At 42.7% G+C, this 16,236-nt stretch carries 16 protein-coding genes; 6 read left to right on the top strand and 10 right to left on the bottom strand.

The window, feature by feature from the left end:
- The first annotated feature begins 133 nt into the window (after positions 1-133).
- The 5 genes from ilvG (at position 134) to leuD (ending at position 5,372) form a co-directional block, all read left to right on the top strand.
- Positions 134-1,783 (top strand): acetolactate synthase 2 catalytic subunit, encoded by a 1,650-nt coding sequence (gene ilvG, locus B0184_RS02010; RefSeq protein WP_005707883.1) that lies wholly within the window; start codon positions 134-136, stop codon positions 1,781-1,783.
- A gap of 1 nt (position 1,784) precedes the next feature.
- A complete protein-coding gene (ilvM, locus tag B0184_RS02005) occupies positions 1,785-2,006 on the top strand; it encodes an acetolactate synthase 2 small subunit (protein ID WP_005707879.1) in 222 nt (73 codons plus the stop codon).
- Positions 2,007-2,063: 57 nt separating this feature from the next.
- Positions 2,064-3,041: a tetraacyldisaccharide 4'-kinase gene (gene lpxK / locus B0184_RS02000; RefSeq protein WP_005710235.1), complete on the top strand. Its 978-nt coding sequence runs from the start codon at positions 2,064-2,066 to the stop codon at positions 3,039-3,041.
- A gap of 305 nt (positions 3,042-3,346) precedes the next feature.
- Positions 3,347-4,756 (top strand): 3-isopropylmalate dehydratase large subunit, encoded by a 1,410-nt coding sequence (gene leuC, locus B0184_RS01995; RefSeq protein WP_005710150.1) that lies wholly within the window; start codon positions 3,347-3,349, stop codon positions 4,754-4,756.
- A 13-nt stretch (positions 4,757-4,769) separates the two neighbouring features.
- A complete protein-coding gene (gene leuD, locus B0184_RS01990) occupies positions 4,770-5,372 on the top strand; it encodes a 3-isopropylmalate dehydratase small subunit (RefSeq protein WP_005710273.1) in 603 nt (200 codons plus the stop codon).
- Between the two features lie 43 nt (positions 5,373-5,415).
- Here leuD and plsY read toward each other — a convergent pair whose 3' ends face one another.
- Positions 5,416-6,003: a glycerol-3-phosphate 1-O-acyltransferase PlsY gene (plsY, locus tag B0184_RS01985; RefSeq protein ID WP_005710211.1), complete on the bottom strand. Its 588-nt coding sequence runs from the start codon at positions 6,001-6,003 to the stop codon at positions 5,416-5,418.
- A gap of 86 nt (positions 6,004-6,089) precedes the next feature.
- Between plsY and folB the strand changes: the two genes are divergently transcribed.
- Entirely contained in the window at positions 6,090-6,446 is a 357-nt protein-coding gene (gene folB / locus B0184_RS01980; RefSeq protein WP_005710263.1) for a dihydroneopterin aldolase, read from the top strand.
- Positions 6,447-6,460: 14 nt separating this feature from the next.
- On the opposite strand, the gene B0184_RS01975 is transcribed toward folB, so the two are convergent.
- The 9 genes from B0184_RS01975 to ruvC form a co-directional block, all read right to left on the bottom strand.
- On the bottom strand, positions 6,461-7,024 hold the full coding sequence (locus tag B0184_RS01975) for an NAD(P)H nitroreductase (protein ID WP_005710147.1): 564 nt from the start codon (positions 7,022-7,024) through the stop codon (positions 6,461-6,463).
- Positions 7,025-7,155: 131 nt separating this feature from the next.
- Entirely contained in the window at positions 7,156-8,991 is a 1,836-nt protein-coding gene (gene ilvD / locus B0184_RS01970) for a dihydroxy-acid dehydratase (protein WP_005710262.1), read from the bottom strand.
- 147 nt (positions 8,992-9,138) lie between these two features.
- The gene (locus B0184_RS01965) at positions 9,139-9,882 is read right to left on the bottom strand and encodes a TPR domain-containing protein (RefSeq protein WP_005710264.1); all 744 of its coding nucleotides are present in this window, start codon (positions 9,880-9,882) and stop codon (positions 9,139-9,141) included.
- The gene (gene nrfF / locus B0184_RS01960; protein WP_005710318.1) at positions 9,883-10,296 is read right to left on the bottom strand and encodes a heme lyase NrfEFG subunit NrfF; all 414 of its coding nucleotides are present in this window, start codon (positions 10,294-10,296) and stop codon (positions 9,883-9,885) included.
- Between the two features lie 23 nt (positions 10,297-10,319).
- Positions 10,320-10,853, bottom strand: a complete 534-nt coding sequence (locus B0184_RS01955; protein ID WP_005710271.1) for a redoxin family protein — start codon at positions 10,851-10,853, stop codon at positions 10,320-10,322.
- A gap of 154 nt (positions 10,854-11,007) precedes the next feature.
- Positions 11,008-12,906 carry a heme lyase NrfEFG subunit NrfE gene (nrfE, locus tag B0184_RS01950; RefSeq protein ID WP_005710347.1) on the bottom strand — a complete coding sequence of 633 codons (1,899 nt, stop codon included), beginning with the start codon at positions 12,904-12,906 and terminating at the stop codon, positions 11,008-11,010.
- Between the two features lie 129 nt (positions 12,907-13,035).
- Positions 13,036-15,156, bottom strand: coding sequence for a TonB-dependent receptor domain-containing protein (locus B0184_RS01945; protein WP_005710185.1), 2,121 nt, complete (start codon positions 15,154-15,156; stop codon positions 13,036-13,038).
- Positions 15,157-15,396: 240 nt separating this feature from the next.
- On the bottom strand, positions 15,397-15,573 hold the full coding sequence (locus B0184_RS10805) for an acylphosphatase (RefSeq protein WP_005710329.1): 177 nt from the start codon (positions 15,571-15,573) through the stop codon (positions 15,397-15,399).
- 12 nt (positions 15,574-15,585) lie between these two features.
- Complete coding sequence (gene ruvC, locus B0184_RS01935) at positions 15,586-16,164, bottom strand: crossover junction endodeoxyribonuclease RuvC (protein WP_039851695.1); 579 nt, start codon at positions 16,162-16,164, stop codon at positions 15,586-15,588.
- Positions 16,165-16,236: the final 72 nt, after the last annotated feature.

Here is a 16,236-nt window from a genome sequence, read left to right as displayed (position 1 = left end):
AAAAAATATTCCTACCATTTTGTTTCTCCAAATAAAATTACATTTTTTCACAAATTTAATTCAAAATATTGTTATTTTGTGTTATCTATTACCGCCATTACTTCACAAAAAAGAAAAGGACACAACATCTCCAATGAATGGTGCACATTTAGTCATTGAGTGCTTAAAAGCACATCAAGTTACGCATCTTTTCGGCTACCCAGGTGGGGCAATTATGCCGACTTACGATGCCATTTATGATTCAGGATTAGACCATCTTCTCTGCCGCAATGAACAAGGGGCAGCAATGGCGGCTATCGGTTATGCTCGCTCAACAGGCAAAGTGGGGGTATGTATTGCGACTTCAGGGCCTGGAGCAACCAATTTGGTCACTGGCTTAGGCGATGCTTTTGCAGATTCGATTCCTGTGGTTGCTATTACAGGGCAAGTCGCTAATCCGCTTATTGGGACAGATGCCTTCCAAGAAGCAGATGTATTAGGGCTTTCGCTCGCTTGCACGAAACACAGCTTTATTGTGCAGAATATTGATGAACTACCAGAAATTATTGCTCAAGCGTTTAAAATCGCTCAAAGTGGCAGACCTGGCCCCGTGTTAATTGATATTCCAAAAGATGTACAAGTGGCGGAAACTTCGCTTAAACCGATTGTTTACCCAAAAGATCCTGCTCCTCAGCAAGATCCAACTGCATTAACTGAAGCAAAAGCCATGCTCGCTAATGCGAAGAAACCCGTACTTTATGTCGGAGGTGGGGTTGGAATGGCAATGGCTGTGCAAGCGGTTAGAAATTTCATTGAAGTTGCAAATATTCCGTCTGTTTCAACCCTTAAAGGTCTTGGCACGATCCCACCTCATCATCCACTTTATATGGGAATGATCGGGATGCACGGCACAAAAGCGGCAAACTATGCCGTACAAGAGTGTGATTTATTGATCGCCTGCGGTGCACGTTTTGACGACCGCGTAACAGGCAAATTAGACACCTTCGCCCCACATGCAAAAGTAATCCACATTGATATTGATGCAGCTGAAATCAACAAACTTCGCCAAGCTCACGTGGCACTTAAAGGCAATATGGCAGAAGCGGTGAACATTTTGGCTCATCCGCTTGATATTGATGAATGGCGTGGGCGTGTGAAAGAGCTCAAATCTGTCCACGATTTTGACTACAACGACAACGCTGGTGAAGGCGATATTGATCCTTACGCATTATTGAACACGCTTTCTGAACGCAAATCAGAAAATGCGGTTATTACTACTGATGTGGGGCAACACCAAATGTGGTCAGCTCAGCATGTTCGCCACTTTGCCCCAGAAAATTACATTACTTCTGCTGGTTTCGGCACCATGGGCTTCGGTTTACCTGCGGCTGTAGGTGTAGCGAAAGCTCGCCCAAACGATCCTGTGATTTTAATTACAGGCGATGGCTCATTTATGATGAATATTCAAGAGCTTGGCTCGATTAAACGCGGTCAATTACCAATTAAAATGTTGTTGCTTGATAACCAACGTTTGGGTATGGTTCGACAATGGCAATCACTCTTCTTCAAATCACGCCATAGCGAAACAATTTTAGATGACAACCCTGATTTTGTGATGCTTGCCAACGCTTTTGGCATTCCTGCTGAACGTATTGAAAAAGCGAGCGAAGTTTCTGGCGCATTAGACCGCTTGCTAAACGCTGAAGGGGCATATTTACTGCAAGCGTGCATTCCAGAAGAGAGCAATGTTTGGCCGTTAGTGCCACCTGGTGCTTGCAACACCGATATGTTGGAGGGTGAATAAAATGCAACAATACAATTTAACCATTGAGGCGAATGCTCGACCTGAAACTTTAGAACGCCTACTTCGCGTAGTGCGTCACCGTGGCTTTGAAGTGTTAGATTTAAACGCTCAAAAAAGCCAACAGACATTGATTTTAAACTTAAGGCTTCAAAGCATCCGACCAATTTCATTACTGACTACGCAATTGGAAAAGTTGTTTGATGTAACAAAGATTACTAGCTAATCGCATTGTCGGGGCGTGTTCAACACGCCCCTACCACTCTTATTTCATAAACACAAAATGAAACTCTGGCAAAAAACCTCAATTATCACTTGGCTACTCGCCCCATTTTCGTTGCTCTTTTGGTTCATTAGCCAAATCCGCATTGCCCTTTATCACAAAAAAATCCTCAAATCCTACCGCTCACCTGTGCCTGTTTTAGTGATTGGCAATATTTCTGTGGGAGGGAACGGTAAAACTCCGCTTGTGATTTGGCTTGTGGAACAACTCCAGAAAAGAGGTGTAAAAGTCGGCGTAATTTCTCGTGGTTATGGCGGAGAAAACAAAATCTATCCACAATTAGTCACACCAGAAAGTGATCCCAAATTGATGGGCGATGAACCCGTGCTAATTGCACAACGCACCCACGCACCTGTGGCAATTTCACCAAACCGCCAACAAAGCATTGAACTGCTGTTAAGCCAGTCTGAGCTTGATTTAATCGTCACCGACGACGGCTTACAACATTACGCACTTGAGCGAGATATGGAATGGGTAGTAGTTGATGGTGAACGCCGATTTGGTAACGGTTTCGTGCTCCCAGCAGGCGGATTACGCGAGCTACCAAGCCGATTAAAGAAAGTGCAAGCGGTCATTTGTAACGGGAAAAATGCAAATGCAGGTGAACACGCAATGCACCTCGAACCCGATTTTGTAATTAACCTTAAAACGGGTGAAAAACGCAAACTCAGCGAATTTACCCAACCTGTTTACGCCCTCGCAGGCATTGGCTACCCTCCTCGTTTCTTTAATATGCTTAAAGGGCTTGGCATTCCCCTTGCCGATACATTTAGCTTTGCCGATCACCAAGCCTTTACTGCTGAAATGATTATGCCAAAACTCAGTCAAAATCTCCCGCTTCTGATGACCGAAAAAGATGCCGTAAAATGCAAAGCCTTCACCCAAGAAAATTGGTGGTATGTGCCTGTTTCTGCAATATTTTCCGAAAAATCGACCGCTTGTTTGGTGGGGATGGTTATGGATTTAATTAAAAATTGATAGTTTTCCCCTTTTAATCCAAAAACAGACGAAAAAACCTTCCAAGTAAATTACCCTATAAAGCAGTGAAATTGCTAGATAACCCTCTGCGTCTGTTTTTAGTTCTAATATTTTATTCTGTTAAAAGCCTAAAATTTCTTGTTTCAGGCTTTTTAAATAGCATAAAAATCGTCTATTCTCATTAAATTAGCATTTTACTTTAATTTATCGAACCGTTATAGTTAAAGCGTTTTAAGACAAGCGGTTGAAAAAGCCGAATTTTTTGCAATCGCTCTCTGCGATTTTATTTTGAGTTGGAATTTATTATGGCAAAAACACTATACGAAAAACTTTTCGATACACACATCGTTTATGAAGCCGAAGGCGAAACGCCGATTCTTTATATCAACCGTCATCTTATTCACGAAGTCACCAGTCCGCAGGCATTTGATGGCTTACGCGTGGCAGGTCGTCAGGTTCGCCAAGTAGGTAAAACCTTCGGGACGATGGATCACAGTATTTCTACCCAAGTACGTGATGTAAATAAACTTGAAGGTCAGGCGAAAATCCAAGTTTTAGAACTAGCTAAAAACACTAAAGCAACGGGCATTCAATTGTTTGATATGAGCACAAAAGAACAAGGGATCGTACACGTAATGGGACCAGAGCAAGGCTTGACGCTTCCAGGGATGACGATTGTATGTGGCGACTCTCACACCGCAACTCACGGTGCATTTGGTGCGTTGGCGTTTGGTATTGGTACTTCAGAAGTTGAGCACGTTTTAGCGACCCAAACCCTTAAGCAAGCTCGTGCAAAAAGTATGAAAATTGAAGTGCGTGGTAAAGTAAATCCAGGTATTACCGCAAAAGACATCGTGCTTGCAATTATCGGTAAAACCACAATGGCAGGCGGTACAGGTCACGTGGTTGAGTTCTGCGGTGAAGCAATTCGCGATCTTTCAATGGAAGGTCGAATGACGGTATGTAATATGGCAATCGAATTGGGTGCTAAAGCAGGTTTGATCGCACCAGATGAAACCACATTTAAATATTTAAAAGGTCGCCCACACGCACCAAAAGGCAAAGATTGGGACGATGCGGTAGAATATTGGAAAACGTTGAAATCAGATGATGATGCTAAGTTCGACACCGTTGTTGTGTTAGAAGCGAAAGACATCGCACCACAAGTAACTTGGGGTACAAACCCGGGTCAAGTAATTGGTATCGACCAAGTTGTGCCAAATCCAGAAGAGATGGCAGATCCTGTGACTAAAGCTTCTGCAGAAAAAGCGTTGGCATATATCGGTCTTGAGCCAAATACCGATCTCAAAGAAATTCCTGTCGATCAAGTGTTTATCGGTTCTTGCACTAACTCTCGTATTGAAGATTTACGTGCAGCGGCAGCCGTGATGAAAGGCCGCAAAAAGGCGGATAACGTCAAACGAGTGCTTGTTGTGCCAGGTTCAGGATTAGTGAAAGAGCAAGCAGAAAAAGAGGGTTTAGATAAAATTTTCATCGAAGCAGGTGCCGAATGGCGTAATCCAGGTTGCTCAATGTGCTTAGGAATGAATGATGACCGCTTAGGTGAGTGGGAGCGCTGTGCTTCAACCTCTAACCGTAACTTCGAAGGTCGCCAAGGTCGTAATGGTCGCACTCACTTAGTGAGCCCAGCAATGGCAGCAGCCGCTGCAATGTTCGGTAAATTTGTAGATATTCGCCAAGTGGCATTAAATTAATAAGGATAAAATAATGGCAGGTTTTAAACAACTTTCAGGCTTAGTCGTGCCTCTTGATGCAGCAAATGTGGATACTGATGCAATCATCCCAAAACAATTCTTACAAGCCATTACCCGAGTGGGCTTTGGGAAACATCTTTTCCATGAATGGCGTTATTTAGACGCAGAAGGCACAAAGCCTAACCCAGATTTTGTATTGAACTATCCGCAATATCAAGGAGCAAAAATTTTACTTGCCCGTAAAAATTTAGGCTGTGGCTCATCACGTGAGCACGCACCTTGGGCGTTAGCAGATTACGGCTTTAAAGTAATGATCGCACCAAGTTTTGCAGATATTTTCTACAATAACAGCTTGAATAACCATATGCTACCGATTCGCTTAAGCGAAGAAGAAGTAGAAGAGATTTTCCAATGGGTATGGGCAAATGAAGGTAAGCAAATTTATGTGGATTTAGAAGCAATGACTGTGACTACTGGCGATAAAGTTTACCACTTTGAGCTAGATGAATTCCGTCGCCACTGCTTGCTCGAAGGCTTAGACAATATCGGTTTAACCCTTCAGCATGAAGATAAAATCGCAGAATACGAGAAAAATATCCCCGCATTTTTGTGTTAATGACAACGTTAAAAAGCCACCGAGAGGTGGCTTTGTTATTTTGTCATTTAAAACTCATTTTATCTTCCTGCCCACGCCATAAGCGTTGAATATTGTCGTGGTGACGATAAACCAATAAGCAACAAACTAGTGCAACAGGAAAAGTAAATTCAGGCTTATACCACCAAACAAAAGTAGGCAGTATCAGGGCGGTGATGACAGCACTTAATGAAGAATAGCGAGAAATAAGAAAGGTTATTAGCCAAGTTGCAAGAGCTAATTCAGAAATTTCCATTCCAAAAGGAATCAGTGCGCCTAAGGCGGTGGCAACACCTTTACCGCCACGGAAGTGGAAGAAAATCGGAAAAACGTGTCCTAAGCAAGCAGCTAATGCAATAAAGCCAATTTCGCTTGGTTCTAACCCCAAACGGAAAGCAATGGCAACAGGTAGCATTCCTTTTAACACATCAAACAACAACACGCCAAGAGCAGAAAGTCGTCCACCAATACGCAATACATTCGTTGCTCCAGGGTTTCTCGAGCCATTTTCACGTGGGTCAGGCAGGCCTGCTAATCGGCAAAAAATAATTGCACTCGATACAGAACCGAGCAGATAAGTCCCGAAGATCATTAAATACGCGGTAAATGTCATATTTTTCCCTGTCTTTGTGTTATATTGTCGCTATTTTACCGCATTATCTGCATAATAAAAGCAGAATAAAATAAGGAAAATCTATAATGCTTGATAAAGTTTTTATCCACGAACTGACCGCTTTTGCTTCCATCGGTGCCTACGATTGGGAGCACACCATCAAACAACGCCTTGTGTTTGATATTGAACTCTATTGGGATTTCAGCAAAGCGGTGGAAACCGATGATGTTCAATATTGCTTAAATTATGCCGAAGTGTCAGAGCGTATTTTGAATTTCGTGGAAGGTAAACCTTTCAAACTGGTCGAAACAGTTGCTTATCAAGTAGCAAATTTACTGCAAGAAACTTACAGCATTCAAAAATTACGTATCAAATTACACAAGCCTAAAGCCGTGGCTCAAGCAAGCAGTGTCGGTGTGATTTTTGAGCGTGGTTTTGAGTAACGTTTTCAACTATATTAGCGGATAAAGTGCACAAAATCAGTTGGATCTTCTGCATCGCGGGCTGAAGCAATTTCTTCGCCATCTTTCGGTGAACCGATCATTAGTAAGCCAATCACTTTATCCGTTTCCGCACAACCAAATGCTTCGCGAATGGCTTTGCCTTCCACCCATTTTTTCGTAATCCAAACAGTATCAAAACCTTGAGCGTTTGCTGCTAATTGCATTGCATAAGTGGCACAACCTGCACAAACAATTTGCTCCCAAACAGGGACTTTCACTGATTCGTGATCTAATTTTGCCACCACGCCAATGACCATTGGAGCTTGATTTGCCAATTTATCAGCTTTGGCAGCATTTTTTTCGTCCATTTCAAATTCAATGGCTGCTGATTTTAAGCATTCGTGAAATTTAGGCATACCACTTTTTTGAATCACCACAAAATGATAAGGTTTCATTCGCCCGTGATCTGGTGCTCGTAAAGCTGCTTTTAAAATCGCATCAAGCTGTTCTGTATTAGGTGCAACATTGCCAAATTGTTTACTTGAACGACGATGATGAAGTAAATCTAAAATATCCATAATTCCTCACAGTAAGGTGTGTGAACCATCAGTTCACGCATACAAGCGGTAAAAAATAGTGCGTGAATTGCATTCACACAACCTACTAAAAAAGGCTAACAGATTTCCCATCAGCCTTTCGGTTAGTTTAATTAAATTTTCGTTTTATCGCGCACCGCACCTTTATCGGCTGAAGTGGCGAAATGTCCGTAAACTTTTAGTGCAAAAGAGACTTCACGTTGGCGGTTTACAGGCTGCCAGCCTTTTTGATCTTGCTCAGCACGGCGTGTTGCAAGTTCTTCATCGCTTACTGCAAGATTGATGGCACGGTTTGGAATGTCGATGTTGATAATATCGCCATCGCGAACTAAACCAATTGCACCACCTGAGGCTGCTTCTGGCGAGGCGTGACCGATAGACAAACCTGATGTACCACCAGAGAAACGTCCATCTGTTAAAAGTGCACATTTTTTGCCTAAGCCCATCGATTTTAAGTAGCTGGTTGGGTAAAGCATCTCTTGCATACCTGGTCCGCCTTTCGGGCCTTCGTAACGGATGATCACCACATGACCTTCTTTCACTTTACCACCTAAAATACCTGCAACGGCATCTTCTTGGCTTTCAAATACAATCGCTTTACCAGTGAATTTCCAGATCGATTCATCTACTCCTGCAGTTTTTACAATGCAGCCGTCTTCTGCGATATTACCAAATAACACTGCTAAACCGCCTTCTTGTGAAATAGCGTTTTCTTTGTTGCGGATACAACCGTTTACGCGGTCGTTATCTACCGTGTCCCAACGACAATCTTGTGAGAACGCTTGAGTGGTGCGAATGCCTGCAGGGCCTGCACGGAAAAATTTATGTAACTCTTCGTCTTGGTTGCGGATAATGTCGTATTGGTCAAGCTGATCGCCCATGGTTAAGCCTAATACAGTGTGGGTATTTTTGTGGATTAAGCCTGCACGGTCTAATTCGCCTAATAAGCCCATAATACCGCCTGCACGGTGAACATCTTCCATATGGTATTTGTTGGTGTTCGGTGCGATTTTACTCAAGCAAGGAACCTTGCGAGATAAGCGGTCAATGTCTTCCATTTTGAAGTCCACGCCTGCTTCTTGTGCGGCAGCGAGTAAGTGTAATACAGTGTTACTTGAACCGCCCATTGCGATGTCTAAGCTCATCGCATTTTCAAAGGCATCGAAAGTACCGATTGAGCGTGGCAATACGCTTTCGTCGTCTTGTTCGTAGTAGCGTTTGCATAATTCAACGATTTGACGCCCCGCTTTTAAGAACAACTCTTTACGGTCTGCGTGGGTGGCAAGCATTGAGCCGTTGCCCGGTAAGCTTAAACCTAATGCTTCTGTTAAGCAGTTCATTGAGTTTGCGGTGAACATACCCGAGCAAGAGCCGCACGTTGGGCAAGCAGAACGCTCAATGGCATCAATACGTTCATCTGAAACATTTGGATCGGCTGCTTCGATCATTGCATCTACCAAATCTAAGCGAATTAATTGATCAGAAAGCTTGGTTTTACCCGCTTCCATTGGGCCGCCTGAAACGAAGATGGTTGGAATATTCAAACGCATTGCCGCCATCAACATCCCGGGGGTAATTTTGTCGCAGTTGGAAATACAGACCATCGCATCCGCACAGTGTGCGTTCACCATATATTCCACAGAGTCTGCAATTAAATCACGGCTTGGAAGCGAATAAAGCATACCACCGTGTCCCATCGCGATACCATCGTCCACCGCAATAGTGTTAAATTCTTTTGCGACACCACCTGCCTTTTCAATTTCAGCGGCAACCAACTGTCCCATATCTTTTAAATGTACGTGACCTGGTACGAATTGGGTAAATGAGTTTACCACGGCAATAATTGGTTTACCGAAATCATTTTCTTTCATTCCTGTTGCACGCCATAATGCACGTGCACCCGCCATATTACGACCTTGTGTACTGGTCGCTGAACGTAGTTTAGGCATAATCTCTCCAAATTTTTATCTGCTGTGTCTGTTAAAATAAAAGGGTTCTATTCTACTTGAATTTAAATAGTTTGTGGAAAATTTCCTCTTTGCTCTTGGTAAGAGAGACAGAAAAAATTCCATCTAGAAATTTTTTCAGAGAAGGGGTTATTTTTGCCTCATCTGCTTCGCCATTTCAATACTTTGAATAATTGCACGGCGGTTAATGGCATCATTATCGCCATCTAACACACGTCGCCAATAGCTAATTGCTTGCTCATAATCATTATGCAAAAAGGCATCGGAAGCCAGTAGTAACAAGCTTGAACTCTCTTTTGGGTCTAATGCTAAGGCTTTATCTAACCACGCTTTTGCCTGCTTTGATAGTTTTTGCCCTTTATCATAATAATCTACGGTTGCCATTGCCCCTAAAATCGCCGCTTTTTCGCCCAATACCACCTGTGCATTTTGATAGCTAATCAATGCTGAATTAAACTCATTATTTAACGCATAAGCCTGCCCCAATTCATACCACAAATCGCCATCGTTTGGGTTCTCGCGCAAGCGGTTTTGCAAGCTCTCAATATAGCGATCGTTTTTTTGGGTTTTGTCTTCCATCTCCAATTTCACTTGGAAGGCTTGATGCATTTGCTCACCTTTTTGCACCAAGGCATAACGCCCCGACTGCCAATAAAGTAAGCCACTGAGGACGGTAATTAAAAGCACAACCAAACTTGCGACAAGCGGTGAAAATTTCCTTTTATTTTGTAAAGGTTCTGTTGTATTTTGATCAAATTGATAACGGCTTTCTGCCTCCGACAAATATTCTTGTTTGAACGGTTCGTCAAAATTGCCTGCGAATTTGACCGCTTGTTGATAGTTTTCTAAATTAAGCTGTTCACGTGTTTTCATCTATTTTCCTGCTCTTTTTGAACTAGTTCGCCATACAATTGCGATCAAAACTAAAAGTAACAATCCAACAGGCATCCCCCAAAGCAACCAAGTTTGCTCATTCACAGGCGGTTTGTAGTTTACAAAATTACCGAAACGCTGGGTCATAATTTCGACAATTTCCTGATCCGATTTGCCTTCATTGACCATTTCATACACTTCAATACGAAGTTTGTAAGCGGTAGTGGCATTTGACTCCAGCAAATTCTGATTCTGGCATTGCGGGCAACGCAAAGATTTTGCCAAACTTATTGCACGTATACGATCCGCATCGTTGTGAAATTGGAAGGTATCGACCATTTCCGCCTTGACAATATTGCTGAAAACGGCAAACACAAGCGGTAAAAAAAGGGTAATCTTTTGCAAAAACTTCATTCTATTCCTATATTTCTATGCTCTTATTTTTCGTTTCTTAATGCTTCTAATCGTGGCAGGAAATCCTTTTCAAAATCAGGATTATAGCCTTTTTGTTGGTAGCGAACGACGCCGTGTTTATCCACCAAGTAGCTTGACGGGGCGGAAGAGACCTTCAAGGTTTGAATTAAAAAACCGCGTTCATAGTCATCAATCACCAACGTAAATGGATTTCCCCAACGTCCCAAGGCTTCGCGAGCATCGGCGGGTTGATCGGAATAAGTTAAACCCACAATCGGCACGCCTTGAGCTTTCAATTTCAATAAGATCGGAAACTCTTTAATACACCAGGTACACCAACTCGCCCAAACATTCAAAATATAGGGCTCTTGCGGCAAGCTGTTGTTGGTTAAACGTGCGTGCGGATCGAGCAAATTTTTGCCCACAAATTCGGGTATTGGCTTATCTTGCCAATCTTCTGTTGGAGACAGAGCATCTTTATTAAGCAGAGGAACGGTTAAAAATGCCACCACTGCCACCAGAATGGCGAGGGGGATAAAGAGGAGGAGTTTTTTCATTATTTTTCCTTTTTCGGTAATCTCCTATGGCTTACGCCATAGGTTACGCATAAATCAGCCCTTACAGAGCTGGAAGTTACAAATAGACATGAATAAAATCATAGCGTCCTGTAAGGACGCATTCATACGTAACCTAGGGCGTATCGCCCTAGGATTATCGACGTTGCCGATACCCCACCAATGCCATCAGTGAAGCCAGCACCATAATTACCCCACCAAGCCATAAAGCTCTAACGTAAGGTTTGTAATGTAGGCGGAAGGCGTATTCTAAATTGCCGAATTTATCGCCCATCACTACATAAAGATCATGCAAGCCGTGGTGATATAAGCCGACTTCAGCCATTGTCATGGTGCGGATGTCGTAATAACGTCGTTCTGGGATGATTTGGGCGAGCGTTTTGCCAGCTTTACTGATGGAAAAAACGGCTTGTTCAGCAGTGTAGTTGGCACCAATAGCATCGCGATACTCTTCATATTTAAATTCAAAATCGGCGATATTGGCAGTTTCAGTCGGTTTTAATCGCACACCAATTTCATCACCATAGTAGCTGTTCATCATCGCACCAATTACACAAATCGCAAAGCCGATATGTGCCAAACGCATTGCAAGCAGACGGATTTTCCACATAAAACGCAAATAAGGCAGATGCGTCAACATAATCCAGAATGCAAGGCTGACGAACACTACGGGAAGTGGTTCGATTTTAAACAGATGTGTTTGGCTCACGGTGTGATAAATCAAACCAAGGGCAAGCAACACCGCCACGGGCAGAAGCCAGAGTTGCAATTTAGCTTGTTTAAGAGGTACATTTTTCCAGCGAAGTACCACTGCTACGCCCATTGCACACATTGCTAGCAACGCAAGTGGGGTGAAAATAGTGTTGAAATAAGGTGCGCCAACGGAAATACTGCCCCATTGCATCATCGTAAACACAAGCGGATAAAAAGTGCCAAGCAACACAACCGAAGTTGCTACAGCAAATAAACCATTGAGCAATAAAAAAGCGGTTTCTTTAGAAAAGAGCGTAAAGCGTACTTCACCTTGCCAGAATTGAGTTTTACAAGCGAAGAGTGCGAGAGCAATAAAACTGAGACTGAAGAAAAGCAGCAGTAATGCCACACCGCGATCAGGATCGACCGCAAAGGCGTGTACAGAAGTAAGTACGCCAGAGCGAACGATAAATGTGCCGAGCAAGCTTAAGGCGAAGGCGAAAATGGCGAGTAGAATCGTCCAATAATTAAACATGCCACGTTGTTCGCTAGCGATTAACGAATGCACTAACGCAGTGCCGAGAAGCCACGGCATCAATGAAGCATTTTCAACCGGATCCCAGAACCACCAACCTCCCCAGCCAAGTTCGTAATACGCCCACCAAGCACCGAGGATAATCCCTGCGGTGAGAAAGCCCCACGAAATCATCGTCCAAGGGCGAATCCAACGAGCTACGGCAGCGTCCATTTTGCCAGAAAGTAGGCTTGCTACAATCATCGCAAAGCTCACGGCAAAGCCGACATAACCTAAATAGAGCAGTGGCGGATGGAAAATTAAGCCAACATCTTGCAGCATTGGATTGAGATCACGGCCTTCTGGAGGAGGTGGAAAACCACGCTCGAAGGGGTTGGAAACTAGCAAGATAAAGAGCATAAAGCCCATTGCAACAAGTGAAATCATCGCTAGCGTGCGGTTGGCAAACAAGCGGTCGATTTTACGAGAAAAAAGGCAAAAGACCGTCGTCCAGAGCGTGAGTGCGGTAAGCCAAAAGAGCATTGAACCTTCGTGCCCGCCCCAAGTGGCAGCGAATTTAAAAAAATCGGGTAATTGGCTATTGGAGTGTTGAGCAACATAAATCACCGAGAAGTCATCGGTTAAAAACGCATAAGCAAGGCTTGCAAAAGAAATGCCCGTTCCGACCGCTTGTAATAGCGAGAGAAATGGGTTTAGAGATAAAAAATATGGGGCTCTTCTTAGTTCACCCCAAAGCGATAACCCTACTTGGGTTATCGAGGCAATAAGAGCAAAAATCAGGGAAAAATAGCCAAATTCTGGAAACATTGAAATCTAAGTGAACAAAAATAAAACTGCACAGATTATGCCATAAATCCGAAAGAGGGAGAACGAAAAAAACCTTACCTACCTCGAAAGAGGTGGGTAAGGTTTGATCATAGAGGGATTATTATGAAATTAGAAAGTGTAAGTTGCATTCATACGGAAATCACGACCTGCACCCGCTAAACTATTACCACCAGCACGTTGGCTATGGCTCTTATAGTTTTTGTTAAATGCGTTATTTACCGCAAAATTAAGCATTAAGTTTTTGTTTGCTTCCCAGTTTGCATAGAAATCACTCACACCATACCCTGATTGTTTGATTGCCGCTGAACCAGCATTTGACCCGCGACTTGGTGTGCCTGTTTCGCCTTCAACAAAACGACCTTTCCAACCTAATTCTAAACTTGGATTTTCAAATTTATAAGAAACGGATGTTGTCCAAGTGCGACCTGTTGCTACTGCAAATACGGCATGATCTAAACTTGCATTGTTAAATGTGAAGGTTTCTGGTTTACTTTCGGCAACGCCTACACGGAATTTGAAACCACCTTGTTTATAAGCGCCGCCTAATTCATAACCTTGGTTACGTAGTAGTGCAGCATTTACAATGGTGTTAGCTTTAGTCGCGTGAGCATCTTTTACTTTTTGCCAGAAGTAGCTACCGTTTAATGAGATGTTTTTAGTTACATCATAATTGAAACCCACTTCTGTGTTACGTGCTTTTTCTGCACGTAGATTATCTGAAACATCACGTAATGTATTGCCTGCTAACATCGCTTCAAACATACGTGGGCTACGGCTTGCATAGTTTAAGTTAGTATTGAAACTTAAATTATCTAACGCTTGCCAGATTAAACCAATGCTTGGATTGAAATCAGCGTGGCTGACGGTTTTGCCACTGTTCGCTTTGAATTTAAAGTGATCGTAACGTGCACCTGTGGTTAATGTAACAGGTCCAAAGCCCCAAATCCCTTCAACATATAAACCCACATCTTCTTTTTGTTGGTTGCGTTTTACACCTGTTGCAACCATACGACCCGTTGCACGATCACGAGCTATTTCTTGAATTGAATTTGGTTTTGCTTCTTGATGACGATAATTTACACCATATTTTAACCAGTGACTTTCACCAATCTCGGAATCTAAATCTAAGTTTGCACCGTGAGTTAAAACACGTGTAGTACTATTTTCGGCAGGTTCTTTGCGTGAGGTTTCAATACGGTAAGCATTTGCTTTTGCTTCAGTAATGAAGCCCATATTTTTACCACTCCACTCTAAGTTTGTCGTATCTTGTGTCGTAATACGATAACGAGGGTTATTAGTTGCATCATTCGCAATCAAGGCACCGTTTGAATCTAAAATATAATAGGTGTTATTTCCACGTCTATCTTTACCTGCCAAAACACGACTTAATGTTTGACCAGCTTTAAGATCTTGACTTGTACCTGCTAAATAAGATTGTGAGAAATCAAACTCTTCGCGTAATGCTCGTTCACCGTGATATTGTTCTTGGCGATGGCTTAACACAACGCGTTGATTTTCTGTAATATCCACGCCAAATTTGGCTAATAGACCACGTTGTCCTAACGCACTATTTTTAACCACATCAGAGCCATCTTTATTTGAATAGCCTTTACCGCCTTTGTAATTTTCAAGAGTTTGCCAGTTACCGCTTAATAATGCATCTACAACGCCTGCTTTACCATAAACAGTTGCACCTTGTGAGTGGCCTTTATTGCTACTTACGCCAGCATTAAGTTTGAAACCAAACTCTTGACCTTCTTCTAATAAATCTTTTGCATCAACCGTCGTGGCTTCAATAGAGCCACTGGTTACACCAATGCCCGCACTTGCAGAACCTGCACCTTTACGTACGTCAATACGTTTAATAAGGCTTGGATCTAACATAAAACGGCTTTGGTGATGGAAAACTGGGGTGTCGCTTGAAGTATTATCTACTTTGAAATCAATTTGGTCTTGACCCATACCACGAATAGTCACCCATTGCGATGTGCCACCGTTACCGCCACCGAAGTTAATTGCAGGTTCAGCACTTAATACACCTCTTAAATCTTCGTTGGTCGATTTTTGAAGATCTTTTAAGGTTACAACATTAGTTTTGCTTTTTGCTCCTGCATTTTCAGAAACAACTTGAACAACATCAAGTTTCACTGAATCAGCAGTGTTTGCGTATGCAAAAGAAGAAAGCGCTGTAAGCACAGCAACAGAAAGTGGGGTGTTTTTCAATTTCATATGTAGATTCCAAAATAAAGAAAGATAAGAATTATTCTTACTTGCAAAAAAGTGGCGTAACTATATGGGAGTTTTTAATGCGAGTCAATATTATTTGGAGCATAATTTTTACAATATCAGAGAATATCTCATAAATAGAGATGACTACCCAATAATCGAAAATCGCTCTAGTTCTCGTGTTTCAACATAATTATTCTCAACTACTCTTTCTACCGTTGCTGTTTTCGGTACATCCAAAAGCTAAGCTCGCATTAAGGATATTTGATCTTCTGTGCCTTGAACTATTACTTCTACACTGCCATCAATGCGGTTGCTGACTGTGCCTTTTAAGCCTAGTTTCCCCGCCTGTTGTAAGGTGAAAAAGCGAAAGCCTACACCTTGTACTCGTCCAAAAACAAAGAATTGTTTGGTAATCACTTTTCCCTCCTATTAGCCTTTTAAACGAAAACGCCCGCGGCTGTAACGAGTTTTCATTAAGGCTAAAATTTGTTCTTTTTCGCTATTTACTTTTTGGCTACTTTGTTTTGCTACGACTAAGGAATGCTGAATAGAGTGTGCGTGAGTAATCGCAATGGCAAGCGCATCTGCCGCATCTGCTTGTGGTTTGGCGGAAAGTTGCAGCATTCGCATTACCATATCTTGCACCTGCACTTTGTCAGCTGAACCAATACCTACTACCGTCTGTTTCACTAATCGAGCCGCATATTCAAACACTGGAAGATCGTGATTCACTGCTGCGACAATTGCCGTGCCACGAGCTTGTCCAAGTTTAAGAGCCGAATCGGCATTTTTTGCCATAAAGACTTGTTCAATTGCGAACATTTCGGGGTGGAATTGGGTTATCACTTCGGTGACGCCTGCATAAATGCGTTTTAAACGCGTAGGAAGATCGTCTGCTGCAGTGCGAATCACACCACTGCCAAGATAGTCTAAATGTCGCCCTGTTTGGCGGATTACACCGTAGCCAGTGAGCCTTGAGCCTGGGTCTATGCCTAAAATAATTGCCATATCAAAAAATAAGCGGTGCAATTTGCAAAAAGTTTTACGAATCGCACCGCTTGAATCATAGTTAAATTACAA

The sequence above is a fragment of the Haemophilus paraphrohaemolyticus genome (assembly GCF_002015045.1).
GTDB classification, from domain to species: domain Bacteria; phylum Pseudomonadota; class Gammaproteobacteria; order Enterobacterales; family Pasteurellaceae; genus Haemophilus_A; species Haemophilus_A paraphrohaemolyticus.
Note: the sequence above shows the minus strand (reverse complement) of the source record. Positions and strands in the feature narration are given on the sequence as shown.